The sequence below is a fragment of the Streptomyces sp. STR69 genome (assembly GCF_024519455.1).
GTDB lineage: Bacteria > Actinomycetota > Actinomycetes > Streptomycetales > Streptomycetaceae > Streptomyces.
Window position 1 is genome coordinate 113,627 of the sequence record NZ_JALJRY010000028.1, and the last position, 19,404, is coordinate 133,030.

16 protein-coding genes are annotated in these 19,404 nt (G+C 69.7%); 7 read left to right on the forward strand and 9 right to left on the reverse strand.

Going from position 1 to position 19,404, the window contains the following annotated elements:
- Positions 1 to 41 precede the first annotated feature (41 nt).
- From OC490_RS38245 to OC490_RS38255, 3 genes are all read right to left on the reverse strand, one after another.
- Positions 42 to 1,157: a DUF475 domain-containing protein gene (locus tag OC490_RS38245; RefSeq protein ID WP_262062649.1), complete on the reverse strand. Its 1,116-nt coding sequence runs from the start codon at positions 1,155 to 1,157 to the stop codon at positions 42 to 44.
- Between the two features lie 186 nt (positions 1,158 to 1,343).
- Positions 1,344 to 2,474, reverse strand: a complete 1,131-nt coding sequence (locus OC490_RS38250; protein ID WP_262062650.1) for a GNAT family N-acetyltransferase — start codon at positions 2,472 to 2,474, stop codon at positions 1,344 to 1,346.
- Positions 2,475 to 2,668: 194 nt separating this feature from the next.
- Positions 2,669 to 3,856: an MFS transporter gene (locus OC490_RS38255; RefSeq protein ID WP_262062651.1), complete on the reverse strand. Its 1,188-nt coding sequence runs from the start codon at positions 3,854 to 3,856 to the stop codon at positions 2,669 to 2,671.
- 70 nt (positions 3,857 to 3,926) lie between these two features.
- Here OC490_RS38255 and OC490_RS38260 point away from each other — a divergent pair, with 70 nt between their 5' ends.
- From OC490_RS38260 to OC490_RS38270, 3 genes are all read left to right on the forward strand, one after another.
- The gene (locus OC490_RS38260) at positions 3,927 to 4,901 is read left to right on the forward strand and encodes a winged helix-turn-helix domain-containing protein (protein WP_262062652.1); all 975 of its coding nucleotides are present in this window, start codon (positions 3,927 to 3,929) and stop codon (positions 4,899 to 4,901) included.
- A gap of 58 nt (positions 4,902 to 4,959) precedes the next feature.
- On the forward strand, positions 4,960 to 5,463 hold the full coding sequence (locus OC490_RS38265; protein WP_236584600.1) for a glutathione peroxidase: 504 nt from the start codon (positions 4,960 to 4,962) through the stop codon (positions 5,461 to 5,463).
- A 68-nt stretch (positions 5,464 to 5,531) separates the two neighbouring features.
- The gene (locus tag OC490_RS38270; protein WP_410099224.1) at positions 5,532 to 6,413 is read left to right on the forward strand and encodes a MerR family transcriptional regulator; all 882 of its coding nucleotides are present in this window, start codon (positions 5,532 to 5,534) and stop codon (positions 6,411 to 6,413) included.
- A 33-nt stretch (positions 6,414 to 6,446) separates the two neighbouring features.
- Here OC490_RS38270 and OC490_RS38275 read toward each other — a convergent pair whose 3' ends face one another.
- The 4 genes from OC490_RS38275 to OC490_RS38290 all read right to left on the reverse strand — a co-directional run bounded on the left by OC490_RS38275 (position 6,447) and on the right by OC490_RS38290 (position 9,168).
- A complete protein-coding gene (locus OC490_RS38275) occupies positions 6,447 to 6,623 on the reverse strand; it encodes a hypothetical protein (protein ID WP_262062654.1) in 177 nt (58 codons plus the stop codon).
- Between the two features lie 80 nt (positions 6,624 to 6,703).
- Positions 6,704 to 6,913 (reverse strand): DUF397 domain-containing protein, encoded by a 210-nt coding sequence (locus OC490_RS38280; protein ID WP_262062655.1) that lies wholly within the window; start codon positions 6,911 to 6,913, stop codon positions 6,704 to 6,706.
- A gap of 239 nt (positions 6,914 to 7,152) precedes the next feature.
- Positions 7,153 to 8,010, reverse strand: coding sequence for a helix-turn-helix domain-containing protein (locus OC490_RS38285; protein ID WP_262062656.1), 858 nt, complete (start codon positions 8,008 to 8,010; stop codon positions 7,153 to 7,155).
- A 405-nt stretch (positions 8,011 to 8,415) separates the two neighbouring features.
- The gene (locus OC490_RS38290) at positions 8,416 to 9,168 is read right to left on the reverse strand and encodes a GOLPH3/VPS74 family protein (RefSeq protein WP_026179532.1); all 753 of its coding nucleotides are present in this window, start codon (positions 9,166 to 9,168) and stop codon (positions 8,416 to 8,418) included.
- A gap of 276 nt (positions 9,169 to 9,444) precedes the next feature.
- Between OC490_RS38290 and OC490_RS38295 the strand changes: the two genes are divergently transcribed.
- On the forward strand, positions 9,445 to 12,348 hold the full coding sequence (locus OC490_RS38295; protein ID WP_262062657.1) for a D-alanyl-D-alanine carboxypeptidase: 2,904 nt from the start codon (positions 9,445 to 9,447) through the stop codon (positions 12,346 to 12,348).
- Between the two features lie 187 nt (positions 12,349 to 12,535).
- Positions 12,536 to 14,392 (forward strand): MFS transporter, encoded by a 1,857-nt coding sequence (locus tag OC490_RS38300; RefSeq protein ID WP_262062658.1) that lies wholly within the window; start codon positions 12,536 to 12,538, stop codon positions 14,390 to 14,392.
- Here the strand turns inward: OC490_RS38300 and OC490_RS38305 are convergent, their stop codons facing one another.
- Entirely contained in the window at positions 14,393 to 15,232 is an 840-nt protein-coding gene (locus OC490_RS38305) for a hypothetical protein (RefSeq protein ID WP_262062659.1), read from the reverse strand. It abuts the gene before it with no gap.
- Positions 15,233 to 15,313: 81 nt separating this feature from the next.
- Here OC490_RS38305 and OC490_RS38310 point away from each other — a divergent pair, with 81 nt between their 5' ends.
- Entirely contained in the window at positions 15,314 to 16,102 is a 789-nt protein-coding gene (locus OC490_RS38310; protein WP_262062660.1) for an SDR family oxidoreductase, read from the forward strand.
- Between the two features lie 135 nt (positions 16,103 to 16,237).
- On the forward strand, positions 16,238 to 17,824 hold the full coding sequence (locus OC490_RS38315; protein ID WP_262062661.1) for a sodium:solute symporter family protein: 1,587 nt from the start codon (positions 16,238 to 16,240) through the stop codon (positions 17,822 to 17,824).
- On the opposite strand, the gene OC490_RS38320 is transcribed toward OC490_RS38315, so the two are convergent.
- Positions 17,819 to 18,946: an ADP-ribosylglycohydrolase family protein gene (locus tag OC490_RS38320; protein ID WP_262062662.1), complete on the reverse strand. Its 1,128-nt coding sequence runs from the start codon at positions 18,944 to 18,946 to the stop codon at positions 17,819 to 17,821. The genes OC490_RS38315 and OC490_RS38320 overlap by 6 nt on opposite strands.
- Positions 18,947 to 19,404: the final 458 nt, after the last annotated feature.

A 19,404-nucleotide genomic window follows, 5' to 3' on the forward strand; every position in this document is an offset into this window, starting at 1 on the left:
ACTCCGTTCGCCAAGGGGCGAGGTCCGCGACTTCTTCCGGGCTACGGCACTCTCGCCGCATCCGCGTCCTCGGCCTCCGCCGTCTCCCCCGCCTCCCCGAGCGCCCGGTTGCGGCGGACCGAGGACCAGAACGACCAGCCGATCAGGAGGACGCCGACGAGGCCGGTGATGACCTCGTTGATCTGGTACTGGATGGTGACCATGAGGATCACGGCGAGGGCGCCGATCGCGTAGTGGGCGCCGTGTTCCAGGTAGACGTAGTCGTCCAGGGTGCCCTGGCGGACCAGGTAGACCGTCAGCGAGCGGACGTACATCGCGCCGATGCCCAGGCCCAGCGCCATCAGGACGATGTCGTTGGTGATGGCGAAGGCGCCGATCACGCCGTCGAAGGAGAAGGACGCGTCCAGGACTTCGAGGTAGAGGAACATGAAGAACGCGGCCTGGCCCGCCAGCACCACCGCCGGGCGTTCGCCCTCGCGTTCCCGTTCCTCCTCCGCCTCCAGGCGGTCCTCGAAGAAGCCGGAGAGCCCGCCGACGACCATGTAGGTGATCAGGCCGGCGATGCCGGAGACGAGGACCGTCTGGGCCTTGTCGGCGTGGGCGCCGCCGTGCTGGTGGGCGTGGGTCGCGAAGGTGAAGGACGTGATCAGCAGGACGATCAGGGCGAGGCAGACCGAAAGCATGTCGACCTTGCCGAGCCTGGCGAGCGGGCGTTCCAGCCAGCCCAGCCACTTGATGTCCCGGTCCTCGAAGATGAAGTCCAGGAAGATCATCAGCAGGAACATGCCGCCGAAGGCCGCGATCGCCGGGTGGGCGTCGGTGACCAGCTGTTCGTAGCGGTCCTTGTCGGTGAGGGCGAGGTTGACCGCGTCGATCGGGTTCTTCTTCGCCGTGACGGCGACGATGACCACCGGGAACGCCAGGCGCATGCCGAACACGGCGATCAGGACGCCCACCGTGAGGAAGATCTTCTGCCAGAAGGCGGACATCTTCTTCAGGATCCCGGCGTTGACCACCGCGTTGTCGAAGGACAGCGAGATCTCCAGGACGGCCAGGATCGCGATGACGCCGAACGCCGTCCAGCCGCCGTACCAGACTCCCAGGGCCAGGCCGAGCGCGGTGACCGCGAACGACCAGCGGAAGGTCTTCAGAAGCACGGGTTGCCCCTTCCTGTTGTCGCGCGGTCGCCCGCCGGCCGGGTACCCAACAACTCCGACCTTCATCGGCGTTGTCTACCACGGCTGCCTGTCGTGCGGGTGACGGGCGGACCCGGGGCACCAAAAAAGGGGCCCTCGACCCGCTTCCCGGCCCAGGGCCCCTTCGGAGCCGACGTTGCCGCGTCGTCACTTCTTGAGCGCCGCCCGGCCGGACGTGCGCAGCGCGCCCACCGTCTTGAGGAGGCGGTCCGCCGGGTCGCGCAGGGACTGGTGGGCCAGGACCGTGTTGCGCAGGCCGCGGACCGGGCGGCGCCACAGGCGGTGGGCGGTCGCCACCGGGTGGGGGCGGGTGGCGAAACCTTCCCCCACGCGCAGCTCGCGGGTCTTGAGCCAGTCCTTCCACTCCTTGTCGCCGCGCCCCAGGTCCATGAGCCGCACGCCGTGCCGGCCCGCCTCCTCGGCCATCCTGAGGTGCATGATCAACCCGGGCGAGTAGTACCGGAGTTCGGGGTCGTACGCCGTGAACCAGGCCGCGAACAGCGTGCGGGACGTCGGCCCGAAGTGGGCCGCGACCGGGCGGTCCCCGGCGTAGAGGACCGACAGGACGCCGGTGAAGTGTTCCTCGCGGACCCGGAACAGGTGGTCCACCAGGTCCACGATCCAGGGGCGGGCGAAGCGGTCCATGCGGCCGGTCCTGCGGTACTGGGCGGACTTCCACCGCATCAGCGTGTGCAGCACCTCGGGGTCCCGGTCGTCGTAGACGAAGCGCATCTCGCCGAGGTCGCGGCCGAGCCGGCGTTCCTTCTTCAGCGTCGTCTTGGCGATGCCCGGGTACGCGCCGCGCAGCCACTCGGCGTAGGGGACCTCGCCGTCGCCGTCCTTGAGGTCGATCACCGGGGAGGCGAAGGTGCCCGTGACATGGCGGCCGAACGGCTGTTGTTCCTCGACCAGATGGTCGAACTCGAAGACCGACAGGCCGCAGGCGCGCAGGAGTTGCTGGACGTCCCAGGTGACACCGGGCCGGTGCACCAGGCCCTGGCAGTCGGAGAGGCCGAGGCCGATCGCCCGGCCGACACCGACGGGGTTGCGCTCGTACGGGAGGAAGCCGACCGGCTCCCCGCCCTCGTGCAGAACCGCCACCTGCGCCCCGCCCCGGTAACGGCCGACGCCGTCCGCGAACTCCGGTGCCAGGAAAGGGTTCGCGTAGTCCGGCGACTCGTCCATCGCCTTGTGCCAGGCCTGGCGGAGCGAGGTGTTCAACTCCTCCGGTCTGTGGATCGTGATGTCCGCCTTGCCATTGGATCGCATGGATCGCATGGGCGACCGTCCCCCCACATTTCCCCCACGACGCGTCGTCCGCGCCCTTGCCTACTCGTCCCACGGTACGACGAGACACGAAGAGTTCGGCAGGTCTCAAACGTCGCGAAACAGTACGGACGCTGTCAAGGATGCCTGTGGTCACGGAAAAGTACGGATCGTGCAGATCGTACGGATCACCCGGCAGGTGTCGATCAGGACGCACCGGCGGAGACCGTCAGCAGTCGCTCCTGCCTGGCGCGTACCGCCAACCCCCCTGTCACCGCGGCCGATGCGGTCGCCATCAGGGTCATCGCCGTTGCCGGAGAGGTCAGTTGGGCCGCTGTGCCGGCGAGGGCCGCGCCGACGCCCTGCATGGTGAGCATGCCGGCGGAGCGCAACCCGAGGGCGTGGCCCGCGAGTTCGTCGGGCGTGAGCTCCATCAGGCGTTCCTGGAGGACGAGGCTCGCGCCGTAGCCGACGGAGCCGACACACACGGCGACGGCCGACCACGGCAGCCCCGGCCGCAGCGCGAAGAACAGGTACGGCGCGGCCAGCAGGAGACGCAGCGGGATGTCCAGGCGGCGGCGCAGGGCGGGCGGTACGAAGCGGCCCAGGGTCAGGTCCCCGACGAACATGCCCAGCGCCGCGCTCGCGAACAGCACACCCGCGGACCCGGAGTCGTAGGGGACGTAGAGGGATTCGCAGCCGACGATCAGGCCGTTGGGGACCCACATGCCGAGGAAGGTCAGGCGGCGCGGGCGTGCGGACCACAGGAGGGCGTTCGTGCGCCAGGTGGCGGCGACGGACGGGCGGCCCGCGGTGCGTGGCGGGCGGGCGGTCAGGCCCAGGCGCAGCAGCAGGGCCGTGGTGGCGTACAGGCCCGCCGACAGGAGCAGGCAGGCGCGCGGGGACAGGACGGCCAGCAGGGCGCCGCCCGTCGCGAACCCGGTGACCTGCATCAGCCCGGAGGCCATGTTGAACACCGAACGCCCCAGTAGGAAGCCCTTCCTGGGCAGGATCTCGTTCAGCAGGCCCCCGCTCACTCCCCCGCCCAGCGAGGCGATCAGGCCCTGCAGGAACACGACGGCGAAGAGCGCCCCGATCGGCAGGCCGGGCAGTGCCAGCAGCGCCGTACAGCCGGCGAAGGCGGTGTTGATGCCGGTCAGTGTGGCCCGCGGGGGCAGCCGGTCGGCGCCGGAGAGGAAGAAGGTCGCCCCGATCATCTGGGCGAGCTGCGGCCCGAACATGCTGACCGCCGACAGCAACGGCGAGTCCGTGGCCCGGTAGACGAGGGTGGCCAGCGCCAGGCCACTGATCGTCAGGGCCGCGTTCTGGGTGGCGAAGGACAGGAAGAACGGGGTGTATTCGGGGGTGCGGAAGAGCTCGCGGTAGCTGCGCATGCGCGGAGTCTGCGGGGGTGCGGGCGCGGGTCGTATTCTTTCGCGCGGACGCGAAACAGCGGGGGTGCGGATGGGGTGGTGGCAGCTCAACGCCGACACCCTCGCCCGGAGCCGGTTCGTGCTGTCGTCGTTCGCCGAGACCTTCGCCTCGCTGAAACTGCTGCACGCCGGGGTCGGCGGGCACCCCGGTGAGCAGCTGTGGCTTCGGGACCATCTGCCGGGCTACCGGCGGCTGTTGGCGGCCGAACCGGTCACCGGGGAGCTGGTGCGGGCGGGGCTCGGGCGGTCCTGGATCGCCGACTTCCTCTGTCCGACCCAGACGGACCGGGAGTCGTTCGCGGAGACCGTCGCCCGGGTGCGGACGACCCCGCCCGCCGCCGCGCGCGCGAACCTCACGGTCTCCCTCGCCGGACCGCTCCCCGCCGCCCTGGAGCGCGACGACCTGCCCGAGCGGGCGGCCCGGCTCCTGGAGTACGTCTGGGAGGAGACCGTACGGCCGTACTGGGCGCGGCGGCGGCGCGTACTGGAGGCCGATGTCGTGGCCCGGACCGCACAGGTCAGCCAGGGCGGCTGGGCGGCCGTGCTGGACGCGCTGCGGCCGGGGCGGACGCGGTGGCTCGGGGAGAACCGGCTCCAGGTCAATCTGCACGAGTATCCGCCGCGCGAGATCTCCGGCGCGGAGCTGCTCTTCGTACCGGTGACGGCGAGCGGGGCGAACGGCGGGTGGGTGTCGTGGGAGGAGCCCGACCGTTACGCCATCGTCTACCCCTGCGCGGGCGCGCTCACCGGCCATCGCGGACGGCCGGTGCCGGCGGCTCTCGGCGCGCTGCTGGGGGCCGCCAGGGCCGGGGTGCTGGTGCTGCTCTCCTCGCCGATGAGCACCAGCCAGCTGACCGCCGTGACCGGTCAGGGGCTCGGCTCGGTGGGCCGGCATCTGAAGGTGCTGCTGGACGCGGGGCTGGTGGAGCGGCGGCGGGCGGGGCGCTCGGTGCTGTATTCGCGGACGGCGGCCGGGGAGGTCGTGGTGAAGGCTGCCGGTGTGTGAGTCCGGAGGCACATGGGCCGCCGACGAGAACGACATTTACCGGAGTTAGCATCCGGTTATGACGACTACAGAGAACACGGGTCCCCTCGCCGTCGAGATCGGGTCGCTCAAGGGCGGCTCGGCGGACCTCTCGCAGTACGCCGGCCAGGCCGTCCTCGTGGTGAACGTGGCCTCCAAGTGCGGGCTGACCCCCCAGTACACGGGCCTTGAGCGGCTCCAGGAGCGGTACGCGGCACAGGGCTTCACCGTGCTCGGCGTGCCCTGCAACCAGTTCCTCGGGCAGGAGCCCGGCAGCGCCGAGGAGATCGCCGAGTTCTGCTCGGCGACCTACGGCGTGACCTTCCCGCTGACCGAGAAGGTCGAGGTCAACGGAGACGGCCGGCACGAGCTGTACGACCGCCTCGTCGGCTTCGCGGACGGCGAGGGCCACACCGGCGACATCCGCTGGAACTTCGAGAAGTTCCTCATCGGCCGCGACGGCACGGTCGTCGCCCGCTTCTCCCCGCAGACCGAGCCGGAGTCGGCGGAGGTCGTGGCCGCGGTGGAGGGCTCCCTCGCCTGAGAAGGTGTTGACCTTGCCCCTGGGGCAGGGCCGAGCGTCCTTGTCACCGGGCGGACAGAAACCGCCCGGTGACGGAGGATGCGAGAGTGGACGACGAACTGCTGACCATCGGCTCGTTCGCGGCCCGGGCGCGGCTTTCGGCCAAAGCGCTACGGCTGTACGACCGCCTCGGGCTGCTGTCACCGGCTCGCGTCGACGCGGTCAGCGGCTACCGCTACTACCGCGCCGGCCAGGTCGAGCGGGCCCGACTCGTGGCGCTGCTACGGCAGTTGGACATGCCGCTCGCCCAAATCGCCGCGCTGGTCGAGGCGGACGGGACGGACGCGGCCGAACTCCTCGCCGCTTACTGGGCGGACGTCGAGACCCGGATCGCCGGGCAGCGCACGCTCGCCGAGTACCTCCGTGCACGACTGTCGGGGAGGAGCTCCGAGATGTACGGAAAGTTCGTGGTCGAGACGGTCGAGGTACCGGAACAGGTGTTGATCACCGAGACCCGGCACACCCTCGCGGACGAGTTGCCGGCCTGGATCGGGGCCTCGCTGGGGCGCCTGGAGGCGGCGGCGGAGGAGTGCGGGGGCGTGAGCGGCACGCCGTTCGTCGCCTACCACGCCGAGGTGTCGATGGAGAGCGACGGCCCGGCCGAGTCCTGCGTACCGGTCGCGGACGAGGCGGCGGCCCGGGCGTGGGCGGCACGGCAGGGCCGGACCCGGCAGACGGTGGTCCGGGTGGAACCGGCCCGGCGGCTGGCGTACACCCGCATCACCAAGGCGCAGGTGGCGCATCCGCAGATCCTGGCCGCGTTCGAGGCGGTGGAGCAGTGGGTGGCCGCGGAGGGGCTGCGGTACGCCGGTCCGTGCCGCGAGGTGTACTTCGCGGACTGGGATGCCGCGGGGCCCGGCGACGCGGTGTGCGACGTGGCGTTCCCGGTGGAACGGGATCCGGCCCGGTAGCCGTGGAGCGCGACCGGGCCCAGTAGCCGTAGATCAGGCTGGGCCCAGCCGCCGTAGATCAGGCTGGGCCCAGCCGCCGTGGACCAGGCCGGGCCCAGCCGCCGTAGAACGGGCCGGTCCCAGTAGCCGTAGAAAACGGGCCCGGGCCCGGTCCCAGTGGCCGTAGAACAGGCGGGTGGCCGTGGGACGGGCCCGGGGCCGGGTGGGCATGGCCGAGCCCCCTCGGCCGGGACGGCGGGCCAGTCGAGAGGGCTCTTTCGGTGAACCTATGAAATTGGAGTGGTCATCCGTCACGCGAGGCCGACAGTCCCCCTGCCGACTTCGGCCACAAAGGCGTTCCACGCGTCGACGGGGAACGCCAGGGTGGGGCCGTCGAGGGTCTTGGAGTCCCGTACGGCCAACGCCGCGAGAGCTGGGGACTTGACCTCTACACACGCGCCGTTTCCGGCCGAGTACGAGGACTTGATCCAGTTGTCGTTGGCGCCTTGCTGAATTGCCATTTTTGCTCCGGTTACGCCAGTTGATGAGTCGCTGTCACCGCGTCACGTCCGACCACGAACACTCCGGACGTACAACACGGTTTGCGCCAACGCCTGTTGCTCGATGGCGTGATCGACGCTACTCGCCAACATCGGCAGGCGAAGCTGCCATTCACTCGACCGGGTGGCATATTCCCCTGGTGCTTCCATCCTGACTGGCGGAAGGTGTACAGTACGGCCCCTTCCGCCGGACGGACGACTCAGCGCGCGTACTCCTTCGCGATGTCCGCGATGAACTGATGCGACTGATCCACGTTCAGGGCCTGGGCGCGCAGATGCTCGTACATGACGCTGTACTTCTGCACATCGGCCGCCTTCTCCAGGTACAGGTCGCTGGTGACACCCTCGATGTACACGACGCTGGAGTCCGCCGCGTCCGGGAACTCCAGGATGGCGTACTGGCCGTTGAGACCGGGGTGCGCGCCCACCTCGTACGGCAGCACCTGCACGGTGACGTGCGGGAGTTGGGACATCTCGGCGAGATTCTCCAACTGCTCGCGCATCACCTGACGGCCCCCGACGACCCGGCGCAGCGCCGCCTCGTCCAGCACCGTCCACAGGCGCAGCGGGGACTCCGCGGCGGAGACCCGCTCCTGCCGGCGCAGCCGCACCTCGACCCGCTTCTGGATGTCGCTCGGCGAGGTCTCGGGCAGCGCGCCCCGGATGAGCGCCTCGGCGTAGGGCCGGGTCTGCAGCAGGCCGGGGATGATCTGCGGTTCGTAGGCCCGCAGTGAGGCCGCGTCCGTCTCCAGGCCGATGTAGACGCTGTACGGGATGTCGCCGAAGGAGTGCCACCAGCCCTGCTGGCGCGAGTCCTTGGCCATCTGCATCAGCGAGTCGACGATCCGGACGTCCTCGACCTCGTAGACCCCGCACAGATCGCGGACGTCACGCTGGCTGATGCTGCGCCGGCCGTTCTCCAGCCGGCTGATCTTCGACTGCGACACCAGCAGCCGCTCGGCGACCTCTTCGGCCGTCATGCCCTTGAGCTCGCGGAGCCGACGCAACTCCTGGCCCAACCGGCGTCGCCTGACGGTGGGATTGACACTTGACGCCACGGGAACGTGCACCTCCGGCTGCATGCCTCTACTTGCCACTGCTTATTGCCACTTGCCACTACTTGCCGCTACTTGCTGCTCACTGCTTGCCACTTTGCGTATCTGCTGTTGAGCAGACTGCCACCAAGGTGGTTTCTACCGCTGGGAAACGGTGGATATGCGGCAGGTACGAGCCAGGTTCCGGTTGCCCACGGCGTCCGTAGATGCGGCCGAGCGGGGTGGAGTGACGTTACGTCTACTCCACCCCGCTCGGACCAGCGGCTCCCGAACCGGGTCTTGGGGACTGGCGGTGCGGCGGTACTGCGAGTGGTGCGGTACTGAGTGGTGCGTGCACTGCGGTCGTACGGTCCTGCGGTGGTGCGGTCCTGTCGTGCCTGATGCGGGCGTGTGCCGTGGAACTGCGGCTCAGTGAGCCACGGCGCGCGCCATGGTGCCGCGGTGCGGCTGCATCGGAACACCACGAGCCGGTTCCGGTGGCCTTGATCCGGGCGCGGCCTGACGGCCGGCCGGGGCCGGGCTACGACGTGGCTGTGCGGCCACACCGTTCTGGACGTCCATCACGGCGTGCGCCACGAGTCCGCCCATGGGGTCGTGCCTGATCAGGTCCCGCAGCCGGGAGCGGGACGAACGTCCCTCGTTACCCGGATACAGGTGCTTGCCCAGACCCACCGCGTGCGCCAGTGCGGCGAGCGCGGCAGTCCGCGGGTCCGGCGGTACGCCGGTGCGGATCGCGGAATCGAGTCGCGCCCTGATCTCACGGCTGATCTCGTTGTCCGTCGCCTGATAGCGAGTCGTGGGCAACACCCCGCACATCTGTCCCGCCACGGCATGCACCATGCCGCACCGCTCCAGATGCGAGAGGTAGGTCTGGCGAAGTCCCAGTCGGGGCCCGCCAATCCAGTTCACTGCACGCACGGGAGCGCCACGCCTTCGCAGCAACTCCAACGCACAGTCCAAAGTTGGATCTCCGGTCGGCCGTGGCACGACCACGGCGATACGATCCCCGTCTGGGGCTATCCGTCCGGCCAGCGCCAGCTCCACTAGCTGTGCTCCGGCCAGACCGAGGTCGAGCGACTGCGGCTGCGCAGTGGTACCCGTGGCCGGGTCCAATGCCAGCAGTAGAAGCTCTTCCGGAAGAGTTCTGCGGCTCCTGCCCATCCATGCCTCCCCGCGTGGATGAATGACAGGGTGACCCCTCTCACATCTGTCTGTCGAGAGTGCGTGACCGCTTCGTAGTGGAACCGGTAGGTATGTCGTTCTCGTCTACCGCAGGGGTTAAGCCCGCACACAGGACACTGGTACATGGTTCGGACAACGGTGTTTGATGCGTTGTCCGGGCTGCGGGTAAGAGATTTCCCAGCTGTTTTCAGCTGTTTTTGTAGCTGTCTCGGCTATCTCGGTCGGTTCGGTTGACGCACGGTGGGCGTGCGGCTCATGGAGGAGGCATCGGTGGCGGGCGAGTCCCCCGACAGGTCGAAGCAGCGCGAGTCGTCGGCAGAACCGACGCCGGGGAGCGCGAGTCCGGTTCCCGAGGCGAGGTCCGAACGCGACCCGCGCCTGGCGGTGGCCAGGGAGGCCACGTCGACGTCGTCCCAGCGCGGGGGTGTGGACACGGCGACGAAGATCTTCTCGATCCGTGAACTGCGGCCGGAGACGGCTGAGGACGAGGAGAGGGGCGGCGAGGCCAACGGGGCGGGTGACGCCGGTGGGTCCGGTGGGTCCGGTGGGTCCGGTAGGGCCGGCGGGTCCCGTGAGGCGGTCGGCAGCGGCGAAGCCGGTGGCTCCGACGGTCCCGAGTCGGCCGACGGTCCCAGCTCCGCCGAAGGTGGCGAGTCCGCCGACGGTCCCGAGTCCGCCGAGGGTGGCGAGCGTCCCAAGGACGTCGAGTCCGCCGAGGGCGCCGACGTCTCGGCGGGCGATGAGGACGCTGAAACCGCCGAGGACGTCGATGCGCAGAACCCTTCCGCCGAGGGCAGCCCTGCGGGCGATGCCCGGCTGCGGGCGGCTGTGACGGCTTGGGTGTCGGGGGCGGACGAGCCGGACGGTTCGGCTGCGGAGGAACCTGCCGGCGCCGACGACGCGGGCGCGACGGACGCAGCGGGCGCGGCTTCTACGGCCGAGGACTCGGCGAAGTCCGCCGAGAGCGCGGAGACCGTGGTCGTGGCGACCCGCACGGCGAAGGACCGCCCCGAGGACGCTGAGGCCGCTGCGGAGACCGAGGAGGGCTCCGTGAGCGCCGCGGCGGCCGGGACGGCCGAGGCCGGGCAGGATGCCGAGACCGAGGACGAACCGCAGGACGCGGTTCCTGAGACCGCGGAAGCAGCCGACGAGGCCGAGGCCGAGGCTGCGTCCGACGAGATCACGGACGCCCGCCCTGAGGCCACCGGCACCCCTGAGGACGCGGTTCGCGACGCGGACGAGACTTCGGAGGCCGACGGGGACGCGGACGAGACTTCGGAGGCCGACGGGGACGCGGACGAGGAACTACAGGACGCCGCACCCAACGCGTCCGAGGACGAACCGGAGGACACCGCACCCGACGCGCCCGACGCGTCCGCAGCCGAACCGGAGGACACCGCACCCCGCGCGTCCGAAGACGAGCCGGAGGACGCGGCACCCGACGCCCCCGAAGACGCGGCAGGCGAGCCGGAAGACGCCGCCCCGGCCTCCGAGACCCCCGACCCCAACCCCGGCGCCGACCCGGACCCCGAACCGGAAGCCGCCGATGGCGCTGCCGCCCCACAGGCTCCAGCCGCACCCGGCGACGCAACCCGCACGGGTGGTGCGGGTGGGAAAACCGGGGCGGGCGACGGCGTAGCCGCGGCGGTCGATCAGCCCACCGCCGTTTTCAAGGCCGTACGGCCGCCCAAGCCCGCGGTGGACCAGCCGACGACCACCCTCAAGGCTCCGCCCGCCCCCGAGGCCCACGCCGAGCGCACCAGCAAGTTCGTCGCGCTGAAGCCCCTCGACGAGCCCCGGGCGCCCCGTACGCCCCGCCCGGACGCCACCCGCCCCGTCGCTCAGGTCGGCCCCGAGCGCACCACCCAGCAGCCGCTTCCCCCGAAGCCCCCGCTGGACCTCCTCGCCGAACTGACCAACACCCCGCCACCCCCGCAGACCCCGGTCCGCACGGCGATCCGCAGGGTCAAGATCTGGACCCCGCTGGTCGTCCTGCTGGCGATCGCGTTTGCAGTAGTGCAGGCTCTGCGACCGCTGCCGACACCCTCCCTCACGCTGACCGCCGAGGACTCGTACACCTTCGACGGCAGCAAGGCGAACCTCCCGTGGCCGAGCGAGGGCCAGGGCTGGATGGACGTCAACGGCATCGGCACGATGGGCAGCTTCGGCAAGCAGACGCCGGTCGCCATCGGTTCGGTCGCCAAGGCGATGACGGCGTACATCGTCCTCAAGGACCACCCGCTGAAGTCGGGCGCGGAGGGCGAGAAGATCACCGTGGACGCGACCGCCGAGAAGGAGGGCGGTTACGACAAGGACGGCGAGTCCACCCTCAACACCGTCAAGGCCGGCGACGTCCTCACGGAGAAGCAGGCACTGTCGGCCATCATGATCCCGTCGGCGAACAACATCGCGCGCCTGCTTGCGCGTTGGGACGCGGGCTCCGAGGCGGCGTTCATCAAGAAGATGAACGACACCGCCAAGGCGCTGGGGATGACGAACACGACGTACACCGACGCCTCGGGCCTGAAGGAGACCACGGTCTCCACCGCCGAGGACCAGGTGAAGCTGGGCAACCAACTGGTCAAGATCCAGGCGCTGATGGACATCACCAAGCTGCCGAGCTGGGTCGACCCGTCCGGCAAGAAGTGGACCAACTACAACCGCCTGGTGCCGTACAACGACTCGCTCGGCATCAAGACCGGCACCACCACCGCGGCCGGCGGCAACCTGCTCTTCGCCGCCACCAAGGAGGTCGGCGGTGAGACGGCCGTCGTCGTCGGCGCGATCCTCGGCCAGCACACCGCGCCGATCATCGACACCGTCAACGCGGTCAGCAAGACGGCGATGCTCGCGGCGCAGGACGCCATGAAGTCGGCGAAGATCCTGAAGAAGGGCGATGTCGTCGGGTACGTCGACGACCAGCTCGGCGGTCACACCCCGGTCGTCGTCACCAAGGACGTCGCCGCGGTCGGCTGGGCGGGCCTCAAGGTGAAGCTGTCCTTCGCCCCCGACGCCGTACCGCACACCGCGAAGGCCGGTACCAAGGTGGGCACGCTCACCGTGGGCGACGGTTCGGGCGGCGCGGTCAAGGTGCCGGTCGCCCTGCAGAAGGATCTCGCGGAACCGGCCCTGACCGCGAAGCTGAAGCGTCTCGGCTGACCCACGAGGCGCCGTACGTCACCGCACCCCGCCGACCGGCCACCCGCACGGGAGCCGACCGGCGGGGTGCGTGCTAGCGTCGCGAATCGGGGCACGTCGCCGGTCCGGTGGACGCGGCGTCGAACAGGCCGGGAACGGGACGGGACGCGGCCGGGAACAGAAGACGGGACACGGGGAGTGCCTTCAGGTGGCCACAGCGGAGCCGACACGCGCCGACGATGCCGATCCGGGCCCGGGAGCCGGCCCGCGAATACACCTGCCCGTGCACCACACGGACCACGACGCGACACCTAGCGGAAGCACCCGGAGTGCCCGCTGGGCGGGCCTGATCGACCGCGTCCGCACCCCCTTCCTCCGCCACCCGGTGATCGGCTTCACACTGCTCTCCGGTGTCCTGCACGTCGTCTGGTTCTTCACGTTCGCGAACAGTGGCGGCGATCTCGCGGCGCAGGACGCGTGGGCGGAGTTCGTCGGCCGGCACCCGGACTCGGCGTACAACCTCGCCTGGTACGGCGGCATGCACCCGGTGTCGTACAGCGTGGTCTCGCCGTATCTGATGTCGGTCCTCGGTGTCCGTACGACGATGATGATCGCCGGGACGATCTCGGCGGGCCTGCTCACCCTGATCCTGATCCGCAGCCGCTCGGTGAAGAACCCGCTGTGGGCCTCGCTCGCGGGTGTCTTCGCGCTGCTGTGCAACGCGGCGTCGGGCCGGGTGACGTACGGCCTGGGCCTGGTGTTCGGGCTCGGCGCGGTGGCCGTCGTCTTCTGCTGGCCCTACCGCTGGCGCTACAAACGCTGGGTGAAGGCCCTGTGCGCGGCCCCGCTGGCCGCCCTCGCGACGATGTCCTCGCCGGTGGCCGGACTGTTCGTGGGCCTGGTCGCGGTGGCCCTGTTCCTGCAGAAGCGCCGGCCCGGCGCCTGGGCTCTCGGGCTCGCGCCCGCGGCCGTGGTGGCCGTATCCGCCTGGCTGTTCCCGTTCTCCGGCACCCAGCCGATGCTGTTCGGCTCGATGATCCTGCCGCTGGCGTCCGGGGTCCTCGTCTACTTCCTGGTGCCGCGCGAGTGGATCACCGTACGGATCACGGCGGCCGTGTACAGCATCGGGGTCATCCTGGTCTGGCTGGTCAGTTCACAGATCGGCTCGAACATCAGCCGGCTGGCGATGCTGTTCGCCGGCGTGGCCCTGGTCGCCGCGCTGCCGTTCGTGGTGCCCCGCTCGCGCAAGTGGTACACGATCGTGCTGGCCTTCGTCGGCTTCACCGGCTGGATCGGCTTCAAGTCGGTCGACGACGTCGTCAACACCGCGCCCGCCGCATCCTGGTCGCACGAACTCGCCCCGCTGGTCAACGAACTCCAGGAGGTCGGCGCCGAGCGCGGCCGGGTCGAGGTCGTCCCGGCCGCCTCCCACATCGAGGCCTCCGCACTCGCGCCCTACGTCAACCTCGCCCGCGGCTGGAACCGCCAGGCCGACATGGAGCGCAACCCCCTCTTCTACGACGACACCCTCAACTCGGCGAACTACCACGAGTGGCTCCAGCGCTGGGCCGTCCACTACGTCGTCCTGCCGAAGGACAAGCTGGACGGCGACGGCGGCGAGCGCGAACGGGACCTGGTCCAGCGCGGGATGCCGTATCTGAAGCAGGTCTGGGGCGACACGAACTGGCAGCTGTTCCAGGTCACCGACCCGACACCGCTCGCCGAGCCGAACGCGGTCGTCGACCGGGCCGAGCAGGGCGAGCTGACCATCGAGGTGAAGAAGAAGGGCCGGATCCTGATCCGGATCCCGTACTCGCCGTGGCTGAGCGTCGTCGACGCGAAGGGCAAGAGCCTCAAGCCGCCGCAGGAGACCGACGCGTCCAAGCACCGCGCCGAGGGCACCCCGAAGACGTACGACAACCCCAACGGCTGTCTGATGGAGACGGAGGAGGACTCGAAGGGCGACAAGTGGACGATGCTGCTGGCCCCGAAGGCGGGGACGTACAGGTTGGCGGCGCCGTACCAGTTGCCTCGCGGTACGCCCTGCCCCGACGAGCTGAAGTAGTCAGCGCAGCCGGTCCACGTACTTGTCCGTCCCCGGCACCGTCGGAATGAAGGGCGCCACCAACTCCACCTTCCCCAGGCCCGATTCAGCCACCGGCGTTTCAAGCTCCGCGAAGTACTCCTCCCAACAGTCCCGCGGATCCGCCTCCAGGAACCACAGCAGCGTCAGCCGTGTGTCCACCCCCTCGACCTGCTTGACGTAGGTCATGCGGTCGCCCGGCAGCGGGGTCGGACGGAAGATCGTCACCATCGAGGCCGGGGACCCGGCGAGCCGCTTCGGCAGGTGCCGGGAGCGGAGCCACTCCAGCAACTCGGCGCGCTGCTCGGCCGATTCACTGTCGACGACCTCCAACACCAGCCCGGCGTAAGGGTGGTCGAGGGCGTGGAAGTCCCTCGGTCCGGCCGCGCCGTCGCGGTACACGGTCGCCTCGTGGTCCTGGAACGCGGTGAAGACGTGCGTACGGTCCTGGTAGACCCGAGCGTCGCGATTCAGCCGTTTGTTGATGCCGACGGTCCACTTCATGTGGTCGTCGTAGCGGCCCTCGGTGACCCAGTACGTGGAGAGGTAGCAGCCGGCGGTGACGGGCTGGGCGATCGCCGACTTGTCCGGGTAGCGCAGGAGTTGGAGGTCACGGGTGGCGACCCAGCGGCGGCCGGCGTACATCCAGGGCATGGCCATCGCGCCGGCGTAGTAGTGGTCGTCCTCGTACCAGCGGTTGTACGCGTACTCGTGGCCGGGATGCGGTTCGACCATGGTGATCAGCGCGTGTCCCGGCCGGACTCCGTACGGTCCTACGGCGGCCAGTTCGGCGTACACGTCGCTTCGGGTGTCCTCGCTCACGTCGCTCCCCTTCCGTCCTCCGCCGGTCGCCCATACTCTGACGCCCCGTCAGATAAACCGCCAGACCCCGGGAGGGATCGGATGTCGCTGCTCGCGGGCAAGACCGTCGTCGTCTCGGGGGTCGGGGCCGGACTCGGCCACCAGGTCGCCGCCGCCGTCGTACGGGACGGAGGGAACGCCGTGCTCGGCGCGCGCACGGAGTCGCATCTCGCCAAGTCCGCCGCCGAGATCGACCCCGACGGGTCGCACACGGCGTACCGGGGGACGGACATCACGGACGAGTCGCAGTGCGAGGCGCTGGCGGAGGTGGCGCGGGAGCGGTTCGGGCGGATCGACGCGGTGGTCCATGTGGCCGCGTGGGACAGCTACTTCGGTGGGATCGAGGACGCGGACTTCGCCACCTGGCAGTCGGTGCTCGACGTGAACCTGCTGGGGACGCTGCGGATGACGCGGGCGTGCCTGCCCTCGCTGAAGGAGGCGGGCGGCGGCTCGGTCGTCTTCATCGGGACGCAGTCGGCGGTGGCCGCGCCCTCGCAGGTGCGGCAGGCGGCGTACGCGGCGTCGAAGGGGGCGCTGACGAGCGCGATGTACTCGCTGGCAAGGGAGTTGGGGCCGTACCGGATCCGGGTGAACACCGTGCTGCCGGGGTGGATGTGGGGGCCGCCGGTGGAGGCGTACGTGCAGTTCACCGCGCACACGGAGAAGGTGCCGGAGGCGGAGGTGCTGAAGCGGCTGTCGGACCGGATGGCGCTGCCCGAGCTGGCGACGGACGGGGATGTGGCGGATGCGGCGGTGTTCCTGGCGTCGGAACGGGCGCGGGCGATCACGGGACAGTCGTTGCTGGTCAACGCCGGGGAGCTGATGCGGTGAGTTCATGTAAGTGAACACAGAACATCAATCCGAACGATTTTGCTTTCCCTTGACCGTGCGCTTACTTGTCGTGCTCACGCACGACCGCCCACGATGAGCCCCGGGCTGAACCGGCTCAATCGTGGGAGGGCGCATATGAACGGGCTCGACTGGGCCGTGCTCATCGGCTATTTCGGCGTGATGGTGGCCATCGGCGTGTGGTCGCACAAGCGTGTCGACAACGTGAGCGACTTCTTCACCGCCGGCGGCAAGATGCCCTGGTGGCTGTCCGGCATCTCGCACCACATGTCGGGCTACAGCGCGGTCATGTTCACCGGCTACGCGGGCATCGCCTACACCTACGGCGTCACCTCCTTCATCACCTGGTCGTTCCCGATCGCGCTGGGCATCGCCATCGGCTCCAAGCTGTTCGCACCGCGCATCAACCGGCTGCGCTCCCGTCTCCATGTGGCCTCCCCTCTTGAGTACTTGAAGAACCGCTACAACCTGCGCACCCAGCAGGCGCTCGCCTGGTCCGGGATGCTGCTGAAGATCGTGGACGTGGCGGCCAAGTGGGCAGCGATCGCAACCCTGTTGTCCGTCTTCACCGGTGTGTCCCTGAACCAGGGCATCCTCATCACCGGCGCGATCACGGCGGTCTACTGCACGATCGGCGGACTGTGGGCGGACGCGCTGACCGAACTCGGCCAGTTCGTCATCCAGTTGCTCGCCGGCATCTCCATGTTCGTGGCCGTCGTACTGAAGTTGAACGACAAGGGAATCGGATTCTTCGGCGCCTGGGACGAACCGGCGCTCCAGGGCCACGGCAAACCGCTCGTCGGCCCCTACGGCACCGTCTTCCTCCTCGCGTTCCTCTTCATCAAGCTCTTCGAGTACAACGGCGGCATGCTCAACCAGGCCCAGCGCTACATGGCCACCAAGACCCCCCACGAGGCAGAGCGTTCGGCCCGCCTCTCGGCGGCACTGTGGCTCATCTGGCCCACGGTCCTGTTCTTCCCCATGTGGATGTCACCCCTGCTCGTCCACGCACAGAAGCCGGACGGCTCCGACTCCTACGGCCTGATGACCGAACAGCTGCTGCCGCACGGCCTGTTGGGCCTGGTCGTCGTCGGCTTCTTCTCCCACACGATGGCCATGTGCTCGTCCGACGCGAACGCCATCGCGGCCGTCTTCACGAGGGACGTGGCACCGGTCATATCGGCCAAGGCCCGCGCGTGGAACGACCGTTCGGGCCTGATCGCGGCCCGCGTGACCACAGTCGTCTTCCTCGGTCTGTCGATGTCGGTGGCGACGCAGATCAACTCCCCCACGTTCAAGGACATCATCACCGTCGTCATCAAATGGGTCGCGGGCTTGATGGGCCCGATCGCGATCCCGATGATGCTGGGTCTGCTCCGCCCCTTCCGCAAGTCCGGTCCCACGGCGGCCCTGACGAGCTGGGCGGCCGGCCTGCTGGCCTTCTGGCTGGTCAACTACCCCATCAACTGGGAGGTCGACGGCGGCGTCCCGCTCCAGTACCAGGTGTCGGTCCCGCTCGCGGTCTCCCTGATCCTCTACATCCTCATCGGCTACGTGAAGCCCGAGGACACCCCCGAACGTGACGCGCTGATCGAACGGATCAACGGCGGCGGGGACGACGACGGAGACGCGGTCGCGGTGGCGGTACCGGCGCAGGCGCAGGCGGGAACGGGAGACGACGTGGTGGGCAGCAGCCAGTCATAGCGCCTGCGCCCCTCTCGGATATCGGGCGATCCAGCCCGGAGAGGCTCCGGCGGGCCCGTGCAACGCGGGCCCCTGGGTCATCTCCACCGCGAAGTCGTCCGCCAGCACGAGCAGCGTGGGACGGCCCTCCAGCTCGGCCAGCCAGGCCGGCGGGAGGGCCGTCTCGCCGTACAACGCCCCGAGCAGACCACCGGTGAGCGCCCCGGCAACCCCGGAGGGCCCGCCGTGATTCACCGCAAGACACAACCCGTGCCGTACGTCCTCCCCGACGAGCGCGCAGTAGACAGCCCCGGAGAGCACCCCCTCCGCGCTCCCCTCCCCCACGAGCTCCTCGACCCGCCCGGAGGTCGGCATCCCCTGCCGTACGGCGCCGAGGGCACGCTGAAGCCCATCGGAGACGGGCTGATGCCCAGGCCGGGCGGCAAGCAGCGCAAGCGCCCGCTGCACAGCACCGTCGAGACTCTCCCCCCGCGCGAGCCCATGCACGACGACGGCATACGCACCGGCCGCCAGATACCCGACCGGATGCCCATGGGTCTGCGCCGCGCACTCCACCGCGAGCTGCATCACCAACTGCGGCTCCCACCCGACGAGCAACCCGAAGGGCGCGGAACGGGCAGCCGCCTCGCCCCCCACCTCACCAGGATTCTTGGGCGCGTCGAGGGTCCCCATCCGCTCGTCCCCAAACCCCATCAGACAAGCCCGAGTTGGATCCCGCCGAGCGTAGAGCCACTCCTCCCGCGCCAGCCACCCGTCATCCTTACGACGTTCATCGGGCCCCCAGTCGTGCTGGGTGGTCGCCCACCGCAGATACGCCCGATGCAGATCCGTAGGCGGATGCCAGGCCCCGGTATCACGCCTCACCTGCGCCCGGATCAGCCCGTCCACGGTGAAGAGAGTGAGCTGCGTGAGATGAGTGACAGCGCCCCGCCGCCCGTACCCGAACGGGAGATCCACGACGCCCTCCGCACCGTAGGCCTCCCGGATCTCGTCGATCGCCAACAGGTCGACGGGCGAACCGAGCGCGTCCCCCACGGCGGCCCCCAGCAGCGTCCCCCGCACCCGGCTACGGAAGTCCTGCTGCTCGCCCCGCCCCCAGACGGCCCCGGCTGCGGCACTCACCAAGACCTCCACAGGCTCCGTCCGTACGTACGAGTCAGCTCAGCACTGTAATCGAACGGGGACGGTGGGTTGAGGGGGCTCGTGCCGACCTGCGTCGGAGAAGTTGCCGTTGGGCCACTCGCTTCTTTGCCAGTGTCGGGATTGCGCGAGCCGAGTAAAGGGCGCTCCGCTCCGCTACGCGTCGGCTTCGCCGATTCCGCTGCGCTCCACCCTTGACTCGCCTCACACAATCCCGTTTCAGAAGCGAGCGAGCAGCCCGGAAGAATGGGGGCCCAGGTATGCCGGCCCCTCACGTCGGCTGCGTTGCGGGCCGGTACTACGGGACGCGTCCGCGCCTCGCCAGCACGCCGGGTGGGCTCAGCGGCCAACGGCCGGTGGGGGGAGAGAGCCCCCACCCTCGTGGGGGTGGGGGTGGGGGTGGGTCTAAAAAAGTGTGACACTTCGGGCGGAAAGTGTCA